The sequence below is a fragment of the Novosphingobium barchaimii LL02 genome (assembly GCF_001046635.1).
In the GTDB taxonomy this organism is placed as follows: Bacteria; Pseudomonadota; Alphaproteobacteria; order Sphingomonadales; family Sphingomonadaceae; genus Novosphingobium; species Novosphingobium barchaimii.
Map to the genome: position 1 here is coordinate 7,501 of NZ_KQ130454.1, position 18,375 is coordinate 25,875.

Below are 18,375 nucleotides of genomic sequence, written 5' to 3' on the forward strand. Positions count from 1 at the left end.
CCTCCAGCTATCTGTTCCTGCCGCTGGCTGTAGTGCCGATGGCGCTGCTCGCCCGCGAGATGCGTTTCGACCGGCATTTTGCGATCAACGTAGGCGGCGCCGCGGTGCAGGCCAGCGTGGCGGTGACGCTGGGCGCGCTCGGCTATTCGTCCTACGCCCTTGCCTGGGCGACGGTCGGGGCGGGGCTGGCGCGGGGGCTGATCGCGCAAGCACTGCGCCCCGCCCTGCCCTGGCCTCCGCGCCTCGACGGGCTGAGCAAGGTGATCGGCTTTGGCACACGTTCCAGCGTGCTATATCTTACCGGCGCGCTGGGCACGCGCACCCCCGACCTTATTCTCGGCAAGCTGGTGACGCTTACTTCCGTGGGCCTTTACAGCCGTGCGGCCAGCCTTTCGGACCAGTTCCGCACGCTGATCTCGGGCGCGATCGGCAGCGTCTTTTTTCCGGCCTTCGCCCGTATCCGCGACCGGGGTGAGGACCTCGGCCCGCCTTATCTGCGCGTCTGCGCAGGGTACTCGGCCGTAGTCTGGCCCGGCATGGCAGGCCTGGCGCTGGCCGCCGAGCCGATCGTGCGCTTGCTCTACGGCGAGAACTGGATGGGCGTCGCCCCGCTTCTGACGATGATCTCGCTGACCGAGATCCTGCTCGTCGCGCTTCCGCTGGTCAGCGACATGCCGATCCTGCTTGGCAAGATGAACCGCCTGCTCGCCTACAACGTCGCCGACACCGTGCTTTCGCTGATCCTGCTGGCGGGCGGTGCATGGCTGGGCGGCGTCGAGGGAGCGGCGGCATCGCGGCTCGTCTATGCGGTGGGTTGGCTGGCGATCTACGCCGGGTTCATGCATCACCTCGTCCGGTTCGACGTGCGCGGCCTGTTCGCCATCTATGTGCGCAGCGCGATGGCGACCGTGGCCGCCATCCTGCCGCTCGCACTGGTCTATGTCTTCTGGGCGGGACCGGCGAGCATCGGCTTCGCTGCGCTGCTTGTCGCGGTGGCGCTCGGCGGCGTGTGCTGGTTTGTCGCACTGGCAGTGCTGCGCCACCCCGCGCTCGACGAGATCCTTGGTATGGCCTGCGCCCTGCCGCCACTGCGCCCGCTGGCGGCGCGGCTTCGCCCGCACCTTGCCGGAAAGACCTGATGACCCCGCTTTCCACCTGCCGTATCGCTTCCGACAGCCCGGTCCGGCGCGTGCCCCCTCGCCCGCCGGAACTGCGCAACTCCGCCTACGCTGGGCAGTTCGACTGGGACACCCTGTTCTACGACGTGTACCGCGTTGGCCGTCACGTGGTGTTTCAGGGCCCTCCCCTGCTGAACCTGCGCGCACCGGCGGAGCAGAGCGGCTACCTGGCGCAGCGCCTGCGCGGCCTGTTTCCCCGCGCGCGCCTGATCGAGCGCAACCGCAGCAGCGAATACTGGGTGCGCGAGGATGCCGACCGGATCGCCCTCGACGGACCGCTCGGCCATTACGAGATCGCCGTCCAGCCCAACCTGAGCGCGCGCTTCGCCGGGCGACGGGTGCTGCACACGCTTTCGCGCAACAACGACATTGCCTGGATACTCGACTGGGTGCGCTTCTACGTCGCCGTGCACGGCGCCGACGCGGTGTTGCTCTATGACAACGGCTCGACCGACTATGCCTCCGACGACCTGCGCGCTTCCTTGCGCGAAACCTTCCCCGCCCTCGTCACCGAAGTGGTGGACTGGCCGTTTGCCTATGGCCCGCAAGGGGGCATGGCCGGGGCGGTGGACGGCGCGGAAACGCCGTGGGATTCCGATTACTGCCAGACCGGCTCGCTTCAGCACGCGCGGTTCCGCTTTCTGCGCGAGGCGCGCAGCGTGCTCAACGTCGATATCGACGAACTGGTGCTATCCCCACGGGGCACATCGATCTTCGCGGCGACCGAGCAGAGCCGGCGCGGCTTCATCAAGTTCGAGGGGCGATGGGTAAGCGCCACTACGCCCCATGCGGTGCCGCGCGGACAGGGCCTGCACGGCGATTTCTGGCTGCGCGACGCGGAGGAAACCGACGAATGCCCGCCCAAGTGGTGCGCGGTGCCGCGCAAGGCCAACCGCGTGAAGCACTGCTGGTCCGTCCACAACCTGTTCGGCGCGCGGGCCAACAGGCGGATATCTTGCGAATTCGCTTACGCCCACATGCGCGGCATCTCGCAAGGCTGGAAGGAGAACCGCTGGGACGCGGTCGATCATGACCCGGCCCGCTTCGCCCCTGACGAAACATTGCGCGCGGCCTTCGAGAAAGCTGGAATGCTGCGCGAATAGCTGAGGGCCGAGCGGCGCATGATCGTTACACAATTTATAGTGCGCTGCGTAATTTCATGATAGATTTCCTCCAGCGATAAAAAAAAGGCGAGGCCGCACCTTGCCGGGAGGATGCAATGTCGGGAATAAGCCTGGCGCTGGCGATGCTGATCGCCAACCCCGTCATCCTGGGTGCTACGCCCGGTCCGATCACAGGCTCCGAAACGCCCGCCGATACCCTGCAGGCGGAAATGGATCTGCACGCCCGCATGACCATCGATGTCGAGGTCCACGGCCTTGGTCCCTATCGCTTCCTGATCGATACCGGATCGCAGCGCACCGTCGTCTCGACCGCGCTGGCCGTTACGCTGGGGCTCTCGATGGGACCACAGGTGCGCGTCGTCGGCATTGCCGGAGTGCATGATGTCGCCACCGCGCAGATCGATTCGATCGATATCGGCCCCCGCTCGTTCTATGATCTCACCGTGCCGTTGCTGGAACGACGGCACATGGGCGCCGACGGCATTCTGGGCACGGACAGCCTGCAGCACCAGCGCGTGTTGCTGGACTTCGCCCGCAACACCATCCGCATCGGCGATCCCAAGGATCTGGGCGGGAAACGCGATTTTGAGATCGTCGTCCAGGCCAGGCAGCGCTCGGGCCGCCTGATCCTGACCGATGCGGTGATCGACGGCGTGCGAACCGCCGTGGTGATCGACACCGGCGCCAGCGGCACCGTAGGCAACCGCGCACTGCAACGCGCGCTTGCCAGGAAATCGCGCGCTCACGATAAGATGACCGGCACAGTGGCCAGTGTCACCGGGCAGGAACTGCCGGTCGACCTTGCCGTCGCCGGGAAGCTGGAACTGGGCCACATCGGTGTGGCCAATGTCCTGATCGCCTATGCCGATGCGCCCGCCTTTTACGAACTCAAGCTGGACAAGCGCCCGGCGATTTTCCTCGGAATGCGGGAATTGCGCGCCTTCAAACGCATCGCCATCGATTTTTCGACGCGCAAGGTGCTGTTCGATCTGGTCGAGCCGCAATGATCGGCGGTGGTGTTATGAGGCAGCTTGACGGTCCTCACCGTTTCCCGATTGTTTCAGCTCACGCCTTCCCTACATAGCCCAGATGCCTCCAGATACCGCCGTTCCCGATTCCGCCGCCCGCCATGACGGCTGGCGCACGCTCCTGCGCTTCATGCCCTACCTCTGGCCCGACAACGACCGGGGGCTGCGGTGGCGGATCGTTTGGGCCTGCGTATTTATCCTGCTGTCCACGGGCACGCAGCTTGTGCTGCCTTACCTGATGAAGTGGGCGGTCGACCTGATGGGCACGACCGGGCCGAAACTTCTGCAACTCGCGATGCTGGTGGTGTTGGGCTATGCTGCGGGGCGGCTGCTGCAGACCCTGTTCGACAACTTGCGCAACATCGTGTTCGAGCGGGTTGGCCAGGACGCCACCCGCGCGCTGGCGGAGAATGTCTTCGGCCAGTTGCACCGCCTGTCCCTGCGCTTCCACCTCGCGCGCCGCACCGGCGAGGTCACCAAGACCATCGAGCGCGGCACCAAGAGCATCGACACGATGCTCTACTTCATGCTCTTCAACATCGCCCCGACCATCCTGCAACTGCTGGTGGTGGGGGTGATCTTCTACATCAACTTCGGCCCCGGGCTGGTGATCGCCACCGCCGTCGCCATCGCCGTCTATATCTGGGTGACACGCACGATCACCGAGTGGCGCTCCAAGCTGCGCGAACAGATGAACCGCCTCGACGGACAGGCCCTGTCGCGCGCCGTCGATTCGCTGCTGAACTACGAGACGGTGAAATACTTCTCCGCCGAAGCGCGCGAGGCAGACCGCTATGCGCAGGCAACCCGCGCCTACGCCGTGGCTGCGGTAAAGAGCGAGAACTCACTGGGACTGCTCAACATCGTGCAGGGCGTGGTCATCAACCTGCTGATGGCCGGCGCGCTCGGCTGGACGGTGTGGGGCTGGTACAAGGGGCAATACACGGCAGGCCAGCTGGTCTTCGTGCAGACCTATCTGACACAGCTGTTCCGCCCGCTCGACATGCTGGGCATGGTCTATCGCACCATCCGCCAAGGCCTGATCGACATGGCAGAGATGTTCCGCCTGCTCGACACCGCTGTCGAGGTGCCCGACGCCCCCGGTGCCCCGGCACTGGTGATCCGCCAGCCCTCCATCGTCTTCGACAACGTCGTGTTCGGCTATGACCCCGACCGCACGATCCTGCATGGCCTGTCCTTCGAAGTGCCGGCCGGAGAGGCTTTCGCGGTCGTCGGCCCTTCGGGCGCGGGCAAGTCCACCCTCGCCCGGCTGCTGTTCCGATTCTACGACCCGCAATCGGGCCGCATCCTGATCGACGGGCAGGACATCGCGCAAGTAACGCAGGCTTCCCTGCGCGCCGCGATCGGCATCGTGCCGCAGGATTCGGTGCTGTTCAACGACACCATCGGCTACAACATCGGCTATGGCCGTGACGGTGCCGGCGCGGAGGAGATCGACGCCGCCGCGCGCGGCGCGGCGCTGACCGGCCTGATCGAACGGCTGCCCAAGGGCCTCGCCACCGAAGTGGGCGAGCGCGGCCTGAAGCTTTCGGGCGGTGAGAAGCAGCGCGTGGCCATCGCCCGCACCCTGGTCAAGAACCCGCCGATCCTGATCCTGGACGAAGCCACCAGCGCACTCGACACCCGCACCGAGCAGGACATCCTGGCGACGCTGCACCGCGTGGCCGAGCACCGCACCTCGCTTTCGATAGCGCACCGTCTTTCGACAATCGCCGATGCCAACCGCATTCTCGTGCTGAACGAAGGACGCCTCGCGGAAAGCGGCACTCACACACAGTTGCTGCGCCGTGAGGGTCTTTACGCCGAAATGTGGATGCGCCAGGCAGCAGAAGCCGAAGCGATGACCGAGGCGGCGGAGTAAGCCGTCAATACCCGGCCGCCGCGCACAGCGAATCCAGCTTCAGAATTCTGGCATCGTCCGACCCATATTTCTCGCGCAGCGCCGGGCGGTTATCGCAGAACCGCTTTTGGCGGGCGATATCCTGACGCGTCAGCGCGGCGGGTCTGGCAACCTGAGCGGCCTTTCCCTCACGCTGCCGCCGAGCCTGTTCCTCCATGCGCGAACGGTTAAAGATGCCCTCCGCCGCCTGTCCGGGGGAAATGATCGGAGCGATATCCTGCGCCGCAAGCGGCGCCGTGGGAGCAGTCATGACCAATACGGCCATCATCCTGCGGAACATGGTGTTCTCCCAAGCTTGATGTGCGTAGTATCGGCAGGCTGCCCAACCACCCCCAATCGAGCAAGCTGAAACCCCGCGGGCCGTGCGGCAATCGCGGCGAAGCCGCCACGCGTCGTTACCGGCGTCGGGGTGGGGAACCGGCGCCCCGCTCGACGGTTAGGCTTGATGACACCATCGTTGCCAAAGGTTCCAGACCGATGAAGCCGTTTCTGGTGGGGCTAGGCTCGCTGATACTCGCCGCTACCCCGCTCGCTGCCATTCCCCTTGCCGTGCCGCAGCATTTCACGTCTGTGAGGGACAGGCAAGCGCCACCGGCAATAATCGCCGAGGCCGCACGGGATGCCCGCGCTCCTCAGGATTTACACACAGAACCAACACGCCAGCCGGATCAGGCCATCACTTGACCACGTCGGCTTCATGCCAGACCACGGCCTGCGCAGCCTTCATGCAATTTTCCGCCGTGTCCCAGGCAAGTGTAGGCGAACCGTAAAGACGCCACCCCTGCGCCAGCGCCTCGGACACCCGCTCGCAAAAGGCGCGGTCGTCCGCACCGGTGAGAAGGCGGTATACAGGGCGATCTTCAGGCGTCTGGTACATGGCAGAGTGTTCCTCAATCCGATGTCAGATGCCTAGCCACTCCAGCCCCGCTGGCAAGTCCCCCCGCGCGTAATCCACCTGCAACACCCGCCGCCTCCTGCCGGGCCGTGCGGCGTTCGAGGCATGCAGCACCGGAGTGCGATAGACCCACACATCCCCCGTCTCCGCAAGGCAGGCATGAACCGCCAACCCGGCCGCCACACCGTCCACTTCTGCAGCAGGAACCCGGCCAAGTCGGTGTGATCCTGCCGCGATGAGCAAAGGCGCATTATTCGCGTCCACCGGATCGAGATGGATACGTACGGTCAGCATCGCTTCAATCAGGGCAAAAGGCGGCTCGACATGGGTGATCCCCTGCTTGACCGACCAAGGGCCAAAGCCGTCCGCTTCGGCAACGGCGCGTACCGCGATGGTGCGGTCCTGATGCCAGCCCAGCGCCCAATCCGCGCGGTCGTGCTTGTCGAAAAGGACTGCCCTGACAGGCCGGGCATCTGAACCGAGGACAAGACAAGCGGTGCCACCGATCGGCCCCGCCGGCCCCAGCAACCGCGCAAGGCCGGGATCGCCCGCGATACGCACCCCGGCACACCCGTCGGGCCATTTTGCAAGGACAGCCTCGAAATCGGAAAGCTGCGCACAAGCCAGGCCCGGATGCAGGCAGGCGCCGTCCCGGTCCAGTTCCAGCCGGGCGAGGACAGTGCTTTCACTCACCCCGGATAACGCTCGAACTCAGGCAGGGCCGCGAGGTCATTCATCCAGCCGAGCCGTTCGGCCACCTGGATCTGCGCCTGAGGCGGCAGGGCGTCAGGATCGTCGAGCGTCGCGACCTGGATGTCGACGAGGCCCGGCAGGTACTCCTCGTTGACGAAATAGAGCCCGGTTCCGCATGTCGCGCAAAAATGACGCATTGACGCCCCGCTCGAATTGTAGACCGCCGCCGCTCCCTTGGTCAGTGCGAATTCCGCAGTCTTGAACGCCCCCCACGCCACCGTCGGCGCCCCGGTCGACTTGCGGCAATCGCTGCAATGGCACAGCGCGACGTGCTCGGGCACGCCCTCAACGCTGTAGCGCACCGCGCCGCACTGGCATCCACCTTCTAGGTTCATCGCGATTCTCCTTCCCCTGAAGGCTAGTCTATTCATAAGAACATTCAATGAACAAAAAGGCGCGGGCATGATGCTCGCGCCTTCTTCGCCCGTGACCGGAAAATGCCGGTTACAGGATGTACTTCGACAGGTCCGCGTTGCTGGCCAGGCCTTCCAGCTTGGCGCGCACATAGGCTTCGTCGATCGTCACCGTCTCGCCCTTGCGGTCCTCGGCCTCGAAGCTGAGTTCCTCCAGCAGCTTTTCCATCACTGTCTGCAAGCGGCGGGCACCGATGTTCTCGACGCTTTCGTTGACCTGCGCGGCGATGCGGGCGACTTCGCGGATTGCGTCCGCAGTCACTTCTATGGTCAGTTCCTCGGTGGCGAGGAGCGCCTTGTACTGCGCGATGAGGTTGGCGCGGGTTTCCGACAGGATCCGCACGAAGTCCTCCTCGGTCAGCGCCTGCAGTTCGACACGGATCGGCAGGCGCCCCTGAAGTTCGGGCAGCATGTCGCTGGGCTTGGCGACATGGAACGCGCCGCTGGCGATGAACAGGACGTGGTCGGTCTTCATCGGGCCGTACTTGGTGGCGACCGTAGTGCCCTCGATCAGCGGCAGCAGGTCGCGCTGTACGCCTTCGCGGCTGACCGAGCCGCCGCGCACGTCGGACACGGCGATCTTGTCGATTTCGTCGAGAAAGACGATGCCGTTGGCCTCCGCGTTCGACAGCGCCACGCGGGCGACGTCATCCTGGTCCATGCGCTTTTCAGACTCTTCGTCGACCAGCTTGTCCCAGGCGTCGGGCACCTTCATCTTGCGGCGCTTCATGCGGCTGCCGCCCATCTTGCCCATGATGTCCGACAAGTTGATCATGCCGACCGAACCGCCCATGCCGGGGATCTCCATCGGCGAGGATGGACTGTCCTCAACCTCAAGTTCCACTTCGGTGTCGTTCATAGCGTTTTCGGTGATCCGCTGGTGGAAGGCGGCGCGAGTGGCCTCCGAAGCGCCATCGCCGACCAGCGCGTTGAGCAGGCGGTCCATTGCTGCCTTGCTGGCTGCCTCGCGCACCGATTCGCGGCGGCGTTCCTTTTCCAGCCGGATCGCTTCTTCGACAAGGTCGCGGGCGATCTGCTCGACGTCGCGGCCGACATAGCCGACTTCGGTGAACTTGGTCGCTTCCACCTTCACGAAAGGCGCGTCGGCCAGCTTCGCCAGGCGGCGGCTGATCTCGGTCTTGCCGCAGCCGGTCGGGCCGATCATCAGGATGTTCTTGGGGGTCACCTCGTCGCGCAGGTCCGCATCGAGATGCTGGCGGCGCCAGCGGTTGCGCAGCGCGACGGCGACGGCCTTCTTGGCGTCGGTCTGGCCGATGATATGCGCATCCAGCGCAGCAACGATCGCCTTGGGAGTGAGATTGTCGTTCATGGTGGTCCCCCTCAGACGGTCTCGACCGTCACGCGGTCGTTGGTGAAGACGCAGATGTCGGCGGCGACCTGCATGGCCTTGCGCGCGATCGTCTCGGCATCTTCCTCGTAAGCGTCGATTGCGCGGGCGGCGGCCAGCGCATAGTTGCCGCCCGATCCGATCGCGGTGATCTGGCTGTGAGTGCCGCCTTCCGGCTCAAGCACATCGCCGTTGCCCGTCAGCACCAGCAGCGTTTCGGCATCAGCGACGATCATCAACGCCTCGAGATTGCGCAGATACTTATCGGTGCGCCAGTCCTTGGCGAGTTCGACGGCCGAGCGCATCAGCTGGCCGCGATATTGCTCCAGCTTGCGTTCAAGGCGCTCGAAAAGGGTGAAGGCGTCAGCGGTGGCACCGGCGAAACCCGCAATCACTTTCCCGCCTTCACCGATGCGGCGCACCTTGCGCGCATTCGGCTTCATGACGGTGTTGCCCATGGAAACCTGACCGTCACCGGCGATGACGGTCTTGCCGCCCTTTCGCACACCGATGATGGTCGTACCGTGCCACTCGATCAGGCCGTGGCTAGCCCCGTTGCTGTTCATGCCGGGGATATATGACGGTGGCTGCAAGGTTCAAGTCGCAACCACCAGATCACCCGGATCAGCTGCCGTTAGGACCCGGACCCTGCGGCGCTGCGCCCGAACCACCACCCGCGCCAACCGCGCCGATGTTGCCGAACAGATCTTCCAGCAGGCTGCGGTGACGGCCCAGCGTCGGCGTGGTGTGGCCGTCGGGGCTGATGCTCGCGACCTGCTCGATGCCGCGCTTGTCGACACCGGCGACGTTGCCGGAGGGATCGAAGCGCACGCGCATCACCGTCTGCTCCGCCGTGCGAGCGCGGCGGAAGGGCGGGGTCTTCACGGTCTGCGAGACGTAGTACCAGTCCTTCTGCCCGAACTGGCTTTCAAAGGTCGGACGGCCGAGGGTCTTTTCCACCGACATGCGGTTATCGATGCCGGGCTGGACCGAATCGATCAGCGCCTGGTCGATCAGGTAGCCGCGATGGTCGCTAACCGACGTGCAGCCGCCCGTCAGCACGACAAGCGCCGCAGCCATGCCTGCCACGGCGAGCTTCGCCCCATTAGCCTTGAGGCTCACCTTGCGCATTTCAACACTCCAAAACGTAAGGCAGAACGGCGCCGGCCATTGCCAGCAGCCACCAGACCCATATATCGCCAGTTGGCCTTAAGGCTCCTGATGCGCCCGCGCAATGGGCGTTGGGGCCGACCGCTTGAATTGCCGCTGAACGAATATGCCCCGAACGAAAGGCCTACCCCGCCCGTGTCCCTGATATCCCGCCTGCTCGGCAAGCGTTCCGATACCCGCGGCGCGGTGCGCCCGCTGTGGCACCGCGTGGTAGAGATCGCCCGCGAAAAACCCTGGTATGCGGCAGGCGGCATAGCCGACACGGTGCCGGGCCGCTTCGATGCGGTGACGCTGGTGCTGGCCCTCCTCATGCTGCGCATGGAGCGCGACAAGGCAGCGGACGATGGGCTGATCGAACCTTCCGTGCGGCTGACCGAGCTGTTCGTCGAGGACATGGACGGCCAGCTGCGCCAGTCGGGCGTGGGCGATCTGGGCGTGGGCAAGCGCATGGGCAAGCTGATGAGCGTGCTGGGCGGGCGCATCGGCGCACTTCGCGAAGCCTTGCCGTTGGACGATACGGCGCTGATCGCCGTACTGGAGCGCAACGTCACCCTCACCGAGAACGCGGACAGGGCGCACCTTGCCGCGCAAGTACGAACCCTCCACGCCCAGCTGGATGCGCTTTCGGACGAAGATATCATGAACGCCAGGATCGAACGATGAGCGACGCACCCATTCCCGCCGCCGGGCCGCGGCCCGAATTCTCCCTCTCGCTCGACGTGCGCCAGGCCGAAGGCAAGGCCCCGCACCTCGAAGCGGGCGAGGCCGAGCGCGCGGCGATCGCCAAGCGCTTTTCACTGGTGCGGATCGACCGGCTGGTAGCCGACCTCGAACTTCACCGGCAGGACCGCGTGGTCGAGGCGCGCGGGCGCTTGCAGGCGGACTTCGTGCAGTCCTGCGCCGTCTCGGCCGAGGATATGGACGTCTCGGTCGACGAGCCGCTGTACTTTCGCTTCGTGCCGGAAACCACCATCTACGCGCCCGACGAGGAAGTGGAACTGAGCGCCGAGGACTACGACGAGATCGAATATTCCGGCACTCACTTCGATATCGGCGAGGCGGTGACGCAGAGCCTGGGGCTGGCGATCGACCCGTTCCTCACCGGCCCCGATGCCGATACCGCGCGCAATACCGTCATGGGCAAGGCGGAAGACCAGGGGCCGTTCGCCGCCCTCAAAGCCCTGAAGCTCGACAAGGACTGACGGCTCCGGCGGTTTTCGCAAACCGCCACAAGACCTTCATGCCGCCGCAATAGCACTTTCACACGAGCCCCCTAGACGCAGGCGTAGCGACCATGCTGCGAAGTCCGGGGGGATCGACTCGCGTGAAGCACCTGACGAAGATGTCCATTACGGGGGCCGCGGCCCTCATCGTCCTGAACATGTCGCGCCCGTCTCCGGCGGCAGCGCCCGAATGGCCTGTTGTCGCTGTGCGGGACGACGGGGTGCTTTCGGTGATGACCTTCAACGTCAAGGGCCTGCCCTTCCCGCTGGCGCACGGCCGCGCTGAGGCGCTTTCGCAGATCGCCGAGCGGCTGCGCAAGCTGCGCCGCTCGGGCCGGCAACCCGACGTGATCGTGCTGCAGGAAGCTTTCATCCCCGAAGCGAAGGAAATCGCCCGGCGTGCAGGCTATGCCCATGTCGCCATCGGCTCGGGCACTGACGATCCCGTGGCCGGAAACCGCGACAAGGCCGACGATTTCGCCCACGAAGCGTCCTGGCTGCGCGGCGAGGCGGTGGGCCGATGGATCGACAGCGGGCTGGTGATCCTGTCCGATCATCCCATCGTCAAAACGCGGCGCATGGCCTTTCCCGAGGGAATGTGCGCGGGCTTCGATTGTCTTGCGTCCAAGGGTGTGCTGCTGGCGTGGATCGCGGTGCCGGGGCGCGTCCGCCCCGTCGCCATCGCCGATACGCATCTTAATTCGCGCAAGGCTTCCGGCGCTGCGATCAAGCGGGCCAACACCGCTTTCGCGCGTCAGGCCAACGCCGCACGCGCCTTCATCCGCGCCAACGTCGACGCCGGGACAGATCTGATTTTTGGCGGTGATTTCAACATCGGCAAGGATGAAGCGCGGATCGCGGCAGTGCGCGGTCTCGTCGCCGGAGGGCGCGAGGCGACGGAAAGCGTCGACTGCGCCGCCTGCTCGCCCGACCTTCAGGCAGACCTGGCGGCGATCCGCGATCGCGGCAAGGACAAGCTATATTACCGCTCGGGCGCCGGGGGCGCGATGCGGCTGCGTGACCTGGAAGTGCCCTTCGGCTCGCGAAACGGTGCCGATACGCTGTCAGACCACATGGGCTACGTCGCCCGCTACACGTTCTCGTAGCGGGCGACCTGCAAGGGCTGGATCAGAACGGAATATCGTCGTCGAGATCGTCGCCGAAGCCGCCGCCCGAGGACGAACCGCCGGTCTTGCCCCACTCGCTTCCGCCGGAGGAACCGCCGCCCGACGAGCCGCCGCTACGGCCCCAGTCGTCGCCGCCTGACGAACGTCCGCCGCCCGAAGAACCACCCTCGTTCCAGCCGCCGCCGCCGCCGCCGCGCTGGCCGCCACCGCCGCCGCCGCCGCCCTGGGCGCCGTCGAGCATGGTCAGCACGCCGCCGATGCCGCCTACCGAGACTTCGGTGGTGTAGCGGTCGTTACCGTTCTGGTCCTGCCACTTGCGGGTACGCAGTTGGCCTTCGATGTAGACCTTGGAGCCCTTCTTGAGGAAGCGCTCGGCCACGCCGACGAGACCGTCGGACTGGAGCACGACCGAGTGCCACTCGGTACGCTCCTTGCGCTCTCCGGTGGCCTTGTCCTTCCAGGTTTCCGATGTGGCGATGCGCAGGTTGGCGATACGCCCGCCGTTCTGGAACGACTTCACCTCGGGGTCGGCCCCCAGGTTGCCCACGATGATGACCTTGTTGACGCTGCCTGCCATGGGGAATCGCTTTCGTAACTGAATTTGGCGAACGGGGTAGCGAAACGCGGCGGCGGGAGCGAGTCGGCCCGGCCGGTTGTCTACAGCCCTGCCGCCACCGCGATCCAATAGGTCACGCCTGCCGATATATAGGCCAGCACGAAGAGGTAGACGAGCATGAACGTCGGCCACTTCCAGCCATTGGTCTCGCGCCGGGTCACCGCGATCGTCGACATGCACTGCGGGGCGAAGACGAACCACGCCAGGAACGCCAGCGCCATCGGCAGGGTCCAGCGGGCCTTGAGCTGGTCTCCCAGCTCCGCCGCCTGCTCGTCCTCGTTGTCACCGGCGTCGACCGCATAAGTCGTCGCCAGCGAGGAAACCGCGACTTCGCGCGCGGCCATCGCCGGGATCAGCGCCAGGGCCATGTCGCGATTGAAGCCGATCGGCTCCACCACCACGGCCAGGCCGCTGGCGATCTTGCCCGCGATGGAGGCATCGACCTGGCTTTCGCCCGGCCCGGCCTTCGGGAAGTTGAGCATCAGCCACAGCACCACGGTGACCATGAAGATGATCGTGCCGGCGCGGCGCAGAAAAATCCAGGCACGCTGCCACAGGCCGATCGCCATGTCCTTGAGACGGGGCATCTGGTACTTGGGCATTTCCATGATGAAGCCGGAGGCCGCACCCTTGGTCATCGAACTGCGCATCAGCAGCGCCACCGCCATCGCCCCCAGCACACCCGCAAGGTACAGCACCAGAAGCACCAGGCCCTGCAAGCCCACCCCGGCGCCGACGTTGGTATTGGGAATGAACGCGGCGATGATCACCGCGTAGACCGGCAGGCGCGCGGAGCAGGTCATCATCGGCGCAATCAGGATCGTCGTCAGCCGGTCCTTGGGATCGGTGATCGAACGAGTTGCCATGATGCCGGGAATGGCGCAGGCGAAGCTGGACAGCAGCGGAATGAAACTGCGCCCCGAAAGCCCCACGCCCGCCATCATCCGGTCCATCAGGAAGGCTGCGCGGGCCATGTAGCCAGAGGCTTCCATCGCCAGGATGAAGGCGAAGAGGATGACGATCTGCGGTAGGAACACGATCACCGAACCGACGCCGGAGATCACGCCGTCGGTCAGGAGGTCGCGCAGCAGGCTTTCCGGCAAAGTTGCCTTCACGGTGTCGTGCAGCCAGCCGACACTGGCCTCCAGCGCATCGGCGAAAGGCGTCGCCCAGGCGAACACCGCCTGGAACACCACGAACAGGATGCCCAGCAGGATCAGCGGGCCCAGCCACGGGTTGAGCAGCAGGCGATCAAGGCTGGCATGCAGACGGTACTGCCGCGATTCGGACAGGATCGCCGCGCCCGCCATGGCGTGGGCGGCGACGCGGCGCTCTGTCGGGCCGATGTCGGTCAGGCCTGGGCCGGCGTGACGCTGCCCGGCATTGGCGATCGCCTCCCCCAGTTCAGCCAGACCGCGCCGGCGCACCGCCACGGTCGAGATCACGGGCACGCCCAGTTCCTCGGCCAGCACAGCGGCGTCGAGTACAAGCCCGTCCCGTTCGGCCAGGTCGACCATGTTGAGCGCGATGACGCTGGGTTTGCCCAGCGCCAGCACTTCCTGCGCAAAGACCAGGTGCTGTTCGAGATTCGAAGCGTCGAGCACAATCACCAGCACGTCAGGCACCGCCTCGCCCTCGAAAGCGCCGCGAATGACCTTGGAGGTCACTTCCTCGTCCGGGCTGGTGGGGTCGAGGCCGTAGGCGCCGGGAAGGTCGGTCATCTCCACCGGTTCGCCGGTGGGCAGCACGAAGCGGCCCGACTTGCGCTCTACGGTGACACCCGGATAATTGGCGATCTTCTGGCGGGCCCCGGTCAGGGCATTGAACAACGCGCTTTTGCCGGCATTGGGGTTGCCGACCAGTGCGACTTTGCGTTGACGACTCATTTACCAGTGCTTTCCAGGACTTCGACTTCCATGGCGGCGGCATGGGCGCGGCGCACGGCCACGGTCATGCGGCCCACGGTGATGGCGATGGGATCGCGGCCGCCCAGGATGCCCCGGTGCGCGATGGAAATACGGGCCCCCTCCTCAAGCCCGAGCGCGCGCAGACGCCGGGCTTCTTCCTGAACGAGAGCGGACCAGTCGACCGCGACAATGCGCGCGCCCTGGCCGATGGGAAGCAGGTCTAAGGTCATGGCGACGCGCTGCCAGATAACGCCATCATTTGCAACTGGATCGCAATAGCTGAAACGTGAGTTTGGCGCATCGCAAGTTGCGGGCAACATGGCTTGCGGGGGCGCGTTCGCCGCCGGGTTCACACTTCGCCCGGCACGGCGAAGGCCAAACGTGCGGCCCGCATCACCGCGCGGGGTAGCGCATCCGGCCAAGCAGGCGGGTCATGCTGAAACGCTCGTCCGGCTTACGCAGAAGCTGTGACTTGGCTTTTTCGAAGCGCATGATGCCCTGGATGCGGCGATCGAGGAAGGCGGCGGTCTCTGCCTTGTCTTCACTCTTGTCGCGGGCGAAGACGTGAAGCGTGGCGGCGTAGATGCTACCCAGTATCGCACGCTTGGTATAATGATTGTAATCGGTGGCCTTGTCGCCGGCCAGCCGCCACATCGAATCCGCACTGCGCCACCCCAGCCGAGTCGAGGCGGCAAGGTTCTGCGGCATCGCCATGATGGTGAGCGCGCGAATCAGCGCTTCCTCGCGTCCGGCAACGGCTTCGAGCCGAGTCCATACCAGCCGGCGGATGCGCTCGCGGATCGGCTGGTTGGACAGAGCGGCAGGCGTCACCGCGCCGACCATGGTCCAGTCCACATGATCGATCCATGCCGTGATCATCGCCATGGCACCATCCCTGAAGGCGAAAGCGGCCAGTTCGGGATCGGTCCCGGTCGCGGCGGCGGCCTGGGCCACCGCCTGCGCGGTCCAGCCATCAAATACAGCGGCATCGGCAATGGCGGGCGCCAGCCGGCGGCGCAGTTCGTCGAGGGTTGCGGCGTCTTGCGTCATTGTCACGGCCTCAGAACGTCGGGCCATAGACGGGCTTGGCCGACTTGACGTTCTTCTTCGCATACGTGTCGATCGTAGTGAGCAGGTTCTGCCCGCCCCCTTCGAGCTTGGCATAATCGCGCGCGCTGCGGCCGGAATTGTCGGAGCGATCGGGATTGGCACCGGCATCGAGCAACGCCTTCATCATGTTCGCATCCTTGCGGTGGACAGCGAAGATCAGCGGCGTCTCGCCCGCGTCGTTCGAGGGATCGGGCGATGCCTTCTGTTCGAGCAGCACCGTCGCCCCTTCGCGCCAGCCCAGGTTCACCGCGAGTTCCAGCGCGGTGCGGCCGCGATCATCGGCGCCGTTCACGTTGGCGCCCTTGGCGATGAGATAGTTGAGCCAGGTCAGGTCGCGGCGGGCGGTGACGATGTGCAGCGCGGTCTCGCCGGAGGTGATGTCCTTGGCATTGACGATCTGGGAGGACTTCATCAGCGCCTCCTCAACCTTGTCACCTTCCTTCTTCTTCACCGCTTCGAGGAATTTGTAGCCTTCCGAGAAATCGGCCCGCGCGGGGCTGGCGATCAGCAGGCTGGCCGCGAAAACCGGAATGGCAATCTTCAGGATCTCGCGTGAGAGGCCTAACACACCGCGGATCGAAATCTTCAACACCTTGAATTTCCTCCAAGCACAGGATTTTCAGACACGGCCCCGCCACCCGCGCCTTGCATGGCGGCGTTTAGCAGGTCATGAACCGGCGCGCCATGACCTACCTTTTGCGCCGCTTCGCTTTCCTTGCACTTGGGCTTGCCCTTGCCGTGCCGCTTGCCGCCTGCCAGCAGCAATCTTCGGCAGAGGCGCCGCCGCTGGAGGGCGCCGCCATCGGCGGGCCTTTCACGCTGATCGACAAGGACGGCAAGACGGTGACCTGGGACCAGTTCAAGGGCCGCTGGCGGATCGTCTACTTCGGCTATACCTTCTGCCCCGACGCCTGCCCGCTCGACGTGCAGGCAATGATGCGCGGCTTCTCGCTGTTCGAAAAAGCCCACGCCGCGCAGGCCGCCAAGGTCCAGCCGATCTTCATCACCATCGACCCCGCGCGCGATACGCCGAAGGTGGTCGGTGAATGGACCGCCGCCTTCGGTCCGCGCCTGCTGGGCCTGACCGGCAGCCCGGACCAGATCGACAAGGCGGCCAAGGCCTTCGCCTCCTATTACAAGAAGGGCGAGGAAACGCCCGGCGGCTACCTGATGGACCACAGCCGCATCGCCTTCCTGATGGACCCGGACGGCAAGCCCATCGCCATGCTGCCGATCGATAAAGGCCCCGAGGAAGTCTCGGCCGAACTCGCCAAGTGGGTTAAGTGAGCGCGCCTAAAACCTCCGGCAAGCCCTTCTGGGAGCGCCCTCTCGACCAGCTCAGCCGCGACGAGTGGGAAGCGCTGTGCGACGGCTGCGGCCAGTGCTGCCTGCACAAGGTCGAGGACGAGGACACCGGCGAGATCTACCACACCAACGTCGCCTGCAAGCTGCTTAACCTCAAGACCGCGCAGTGCAGTGACTATGCCAATCGCCGCAAGTTCGTGCCCGACTGCATGAAGCTGACGCCGGAGACGGCAGGCTCGCTCGCCTGGCTCCCGCCCAGCTGTGCTTACCGCCTGCGCGCCGATGGCGATCCGCTGCCGGAATGGCACTACCTTGTGAGCGGGGACCGCGATGCGGTGCACCGGGCGGGCATGTCGGTGGCCGGCAAGGTCATCTCCGAAACCGTGGCCGGTCCGCTGGAGAACCATATCGTCTGGCCCTACGGCGATGACGGCGACTTCGACGACGAAGAAGACGGCGACGACGGGAGCGAGGGCGACGCCCCCTGGGCGGTCCTGCATCCGGGGCGGAAGGACTAGCCGCGATGCTCGACTGGCTGCGGCGCGACCCCAAGGACGAGGCCATCGTCGAAGTCGCGGGGCGGTATCTGCCGGTGGTGATCCGCCGGCTGGAACGCGCGCGCCGCATGACCATGCGCCTCGCCCCCGACGGCAGCGAAGTACGCATCTCGATCCCGCGCTGGACCCGCACCGCAGAGGCCCTCACGTTCGCGCAGAGCCGCCGCGACTGGCTGGTCCGACAGCTCGAAGCCCTGCCCGGCGCAAATCCGGTCGCCAACGGTGCTACTCTCCCGTTCCGGGGAGAAACGCTGGCGATCGTCCACGATCCGCTGGCTCCGCGCCGCCCGCTCGTCGCCGGAGGTGAATTGCGCGCGGGGGGGCCGTGCGATTCGCTTAGCCAGCGCCTCGCCCGCTGGCTTCAGGCCGAGGCGCGTGAACTGCTCGCCGCCGACCTCGCCGAATATTGCGAGCGCGCCGCCCAGCCCTGCCCGGCGCTGGGCCTGTCCAGCGCGCAGCGCCGCTGGGGATCGTGCGCGCACGACGGTTCGATCCGCATCAATTGGCGGCTCATCATGGCACCGGACATGGTGCGCCGATCGGTGGTTGCGCACGAGGTCGCCCACCTCGTCCACTTCGATCATTCGCCCGCGTTCCACCACTGCCTCAAGACGATCTTCGAAGGATCGGTTCACGAGGCCAATCGCTGGCTGAAGGCAAACGGCCGCACCCTCTATGTGCCGTTCGGGTAGATTTAGGT

At 65.6% G+C, this 18,375-nt stretch carries 22 protein-coding genes (1 of these 22 only partly in view); 10 read left to right on the forward strand and 12 right to left on the reverse strand.

The annotated features are described in order from the left end of the window. The 4 genes from V474_RS10570 to V474_RS10585 all read left to right on the forward strand — a co-directional run. On the forward strand, window positions 1-1,139 hold the 3' portion of the coding sequence (locus tag V474_RS10570; protein WP_059152089.1) for an oligosaccharide flippase family protein. Its footprint begins 346 nt before the window's first position; the window shows 1,139 of its 1,485 coding nt (coding positions 347-1,485); its start codon lies beyond the left edge, outside the window; its stop codon occupies window positions 1,137-1,139. Then, window positions 1,139-2,281 (forward strand): glycosyltransferase family protein, encoded by a 1,143-nt coding sequence (locus V474_RS10575; protein ID WP_059151515.1) that lies wholly within the window; start codon window positions 1,139-1,141, stop codon window positions 2,279-2,281. Before V474_RS10570 ends, V474_RS10575 begins: the two co-directional genes overlap by 1 nt. 116 nt (window positions 2,282-2,397) lie before the next feature. Further along, on the forward strand, window positions 2,398-3,309 hold the full coding sequence (locus tag V474_RS10580) for an aspartyl protease family protein (RefSeq protein WP_059151516.1): 912 nt from the start codon (window positions 2,398-2,400) through the stop codon (window positions 3,307-3,309). A gap of 82 nt (window positions 3,310-3,391) precedes the next feature. After that, window positions 3,392-5,212, forward strand: coding sequence for an ABCB family ABC transporter ATP-binding protein/permease (locus V474_RS10585; RefSeq protein ID WP_059151517.1), 1,821 nt, complete (start codon window positions 3,392-3,394; stop codon window positions 5,210-5,212). Between the two features lie 4 nt (window positions 5,213-5,216). Here V474_RS10585 and V474_RS10590 read toward each other — a convergent pair whose 3' ends face one another. The 7 genes from V474_RS10590 to V474_RS10620 form a co-directional block, all read right to left on the reverse strand. Continuing rightward, window positions 5,217-5,501: a hypothetical protein gene (locus tag V474_RS10590; protein ID WP_236711177.1), complete on the reverse strand. Its 285-nt coding sequence runs from the start codon at window positions 5,499-5,501 to the stop codon at window positions 5,217-5,219. A gap of 426 nt (window positions 5,502-5,927) precedes the next feature. After that, entirely contained in the window at window positions 5,928-6,128 is a 201-nt protein-coding gene (locus V474_RS10595; protein WP_007683556.1) for a DUF1737 domain-containing protein, read from the reverse strand. Between the two features lie 24 nt (window positions 6,129-6,152). Next, window positions 6,153-6,839, reverse strand: coding sequence for a phytanoyl-CoA dioxygenase family protein (locus V474_RS10600; RefSeq protein ID WP_059151519.1), 687 nt, complete (start codon window positions 6,837-6,839; stop codon window positions 6,153-6,155). Continuing rightward, window positions 6,836-7,234 carry a GFA family protein gene (locus V474_RS10605; RefSeq protein ID WP_059151520.1) on the reverse strand — a complete coding sequence of 133 codons (399 nt, stop codon included), beginning with the start codon at window positions 7,232-7,234 and terminating at the stop codon, window positions 6,836-6,838. The genes V474_RS10600 and V474_RS10605 overlap by 4 nt, the downstream gene beginning before the upstream one ends. 109 nt (window positions 7,235-7,343) lie before the next feature. Beyond that, window positions 7,344-8,642, reverse strand: a complete 1,299-nt coding sequence (gene hslU, locus V474_RS10610; RefSeq protein ID WP_059151521.1) for an ATP-dependent protease ATPase subunit HslU — start codon at window positions 8,640-8,642, stop codon at window positions 7,344-7,346. Window positions 8,643-8,653: 11 nt separating this feature from the next. Beyond that, entirely contained in the window at window positions 8,654-9,226 is a 573-nt protein-coding gene (gene hslV, locus V474_RS10615) for an ATP-dependent protease subunit HslV (protein ID WP_059151522.1), read from the reverse strand. A gap of 58 nt (window positions 9,227-9,284) precedes the next feature. Beyond that, window positions 9,285-9,791 carry an outer membrane protein assembly factor BamE gene (locus V474_RS10620; protein ID WP_059151523.1) on the reverse strand — a complete coding sequence of 169 codons (507 nt, stop codon included), beginning with the start codon at window positions 9,789-9,791 and terminating at the stop codon, window positions 9,285-9,287. Window positions 9,792-9,965: 174 nt separating this feature from the next. On the opposite strand from V474_RS10620, the gene V474_RS10625 reads away from it, so the two are divergent. The 3 genes from V474_RS10625 (at window position 9,966) to V474_RS10635 (ending at window position 12,159) form a co-directional block, all read left to right on the forward strand. Then, window positions 9,966-10,493: a ubiquinol-cytochrome C chaperone family protein gene (locus V474_RS10625; RefSeq protein WP_059151524.1), complete on the forward strand. Its 528-nt coding sequence runs from the start codon at window positions 9,966-9,968 to the stop codon at window positions 10,491-10,493. Then, complete coding sequence (locus V474_RS10630; RefSeq protein ID WP_059151525.1) at window positions 10,490-11,032, forward strand: YceD family protein; 543 nt, start codon at window positions 10,490-10,492, stop codon at window positions 11,030-11,032. Before V474_RS10625 ends, V474_RS10630 begins: the two co-directional genes overlap by 4 nt. Window positions 11,033-11,154: 122 nt before the next feature. Continuing rightward, window positions 11,155-12,159, forward strand: coding sequence for an endonuclease/exonuclease/phosphatase family protein (locus V474_RS10635; RefSeq protein ID WP_059151526.1), 1,005 nt, complete (start codon window positions 11,155-11,157; stop codon window positions 12,157-12,159). A 22-nt stretch (window positions 12,160-12,181) separates the two neighbouring features. Here the strand turns inward: V474_RS10635 and ssb are convergent, their stop codons facing one another. From ssb to V474_RS10660, 5 genes are all read right to left on the reverse strand, one after another. After that, window positions 12,182-12,757 (reverse strand): single-stranded DNA-binding protein, encoded by a 576-nt coding sequence (ssb, locus tag V474_RS10640; RefSeq protein ID WP_059151527.1) that lies wholly within the window; start codon window positions 12,755-12,757, stop codon window positions 12,182-12,184. An 80-nt stretch (window positions 12,758-12,837) separates the two neighbouring features. Continuing rightward, the gene (gene feoB, locus V474_RS10645) at window positions 12,838-14,682 is read right to left on the reverse strand and encodes a ferrous iron transporter B (RefSeq protein ID WP_059151528.1); all 1,845 of its coding nucleotides are present in this window, start codon (window positions 14,680-14,682) and stop codon (window positions 12,838-12,840) included. Continuing rightward, on the reverse strand, window positions 14,679-14,933 hold the full coding sequence (locus tag V474_RS10650; protein ID WP_059151529.1) for a FeoA family protein: 255 nt from the start codon (window positions 14,931-14,933) through the stop codon (window positions 14,679-14,681). Before V474_RS10650 ends, feoB begins: the two co-directional genes overlap by 4 nt. Window positions 14,934-15,096: 163 nt before the next feature. Further along, window positions 15,097-15,753 (reverse strand): COQ9 family protein, encoded by a 657-nt coding sequence (locus tag V474_RS10655; protein ID WP_059151530.1) that lies wholly within the window; start codon window positions 15,751-15,753, stop codon window positions 15,097-15,099. Window positions 15,754-15,763: 10 nt separating this feature from the next. Continuing rightward, the gene (locus tag V474_RS10660; protein WP_082699741.1) at window positions 15,764-16,405 is read right to left on the reverse strand and encodes an ankyrin repeat domain-containing protein; all 642 of its coding nucleotides are present in this window, start codon (window positions 16,403-16,405) and stop codon (window positions 15,764-15,766) included. Window positions 16,406-16,497: 92 nt separating this feature from the next. Between V474_RS10660 and V474_RS10665 the strand changes: the two genes are divergently transcribed. The 3 genes from V474_RS10665 to V474_RS10675 are packed head-to-tail and all read left to right on the forward strand — an operon-like array spanning window position 16,498 to window position 18,367. Then, on the forward strand, window positions 16,498-17,100 hold the full coding sequence (locus V474_RS10665) for an SCO family protein (protein WP_236711179.1): 603 nt from the start codon (window positions 16,498-16,500) through the stop codon (window positions 17,098-17,100). Continuing rightward, window positions 17,097-17,636: a YcgN family cysteine cluster protein gene (locus V474_RS10670; RefSeq protein ID WP_059151532.1), complete on the forward strand. Its 540-nt coding sequence runs from the start codon at window positions 17,097-17,099 to the stop codon at window positions 17,634-17,636. Before V474_RS10665 ends, V474_RS10670 begins: the two co-directional genes overlap by 4 nt. 5 nt (window positions 17,637-17,641) lie before the next feature. Then, on the forward strand, window positions 17,642-18,367 hold the full coding sequence (locus tag V474_RS10675; protein ID WP_059151533.1) for a M48 family metallopeptidase: 726 nt from the start codon (window positions 17,642-17,644) through the stop codon (window positions 18,365-18,367). The last annotated feature ends 8 nt before the right edge of the window (window positions 18,368-18,375 follow it).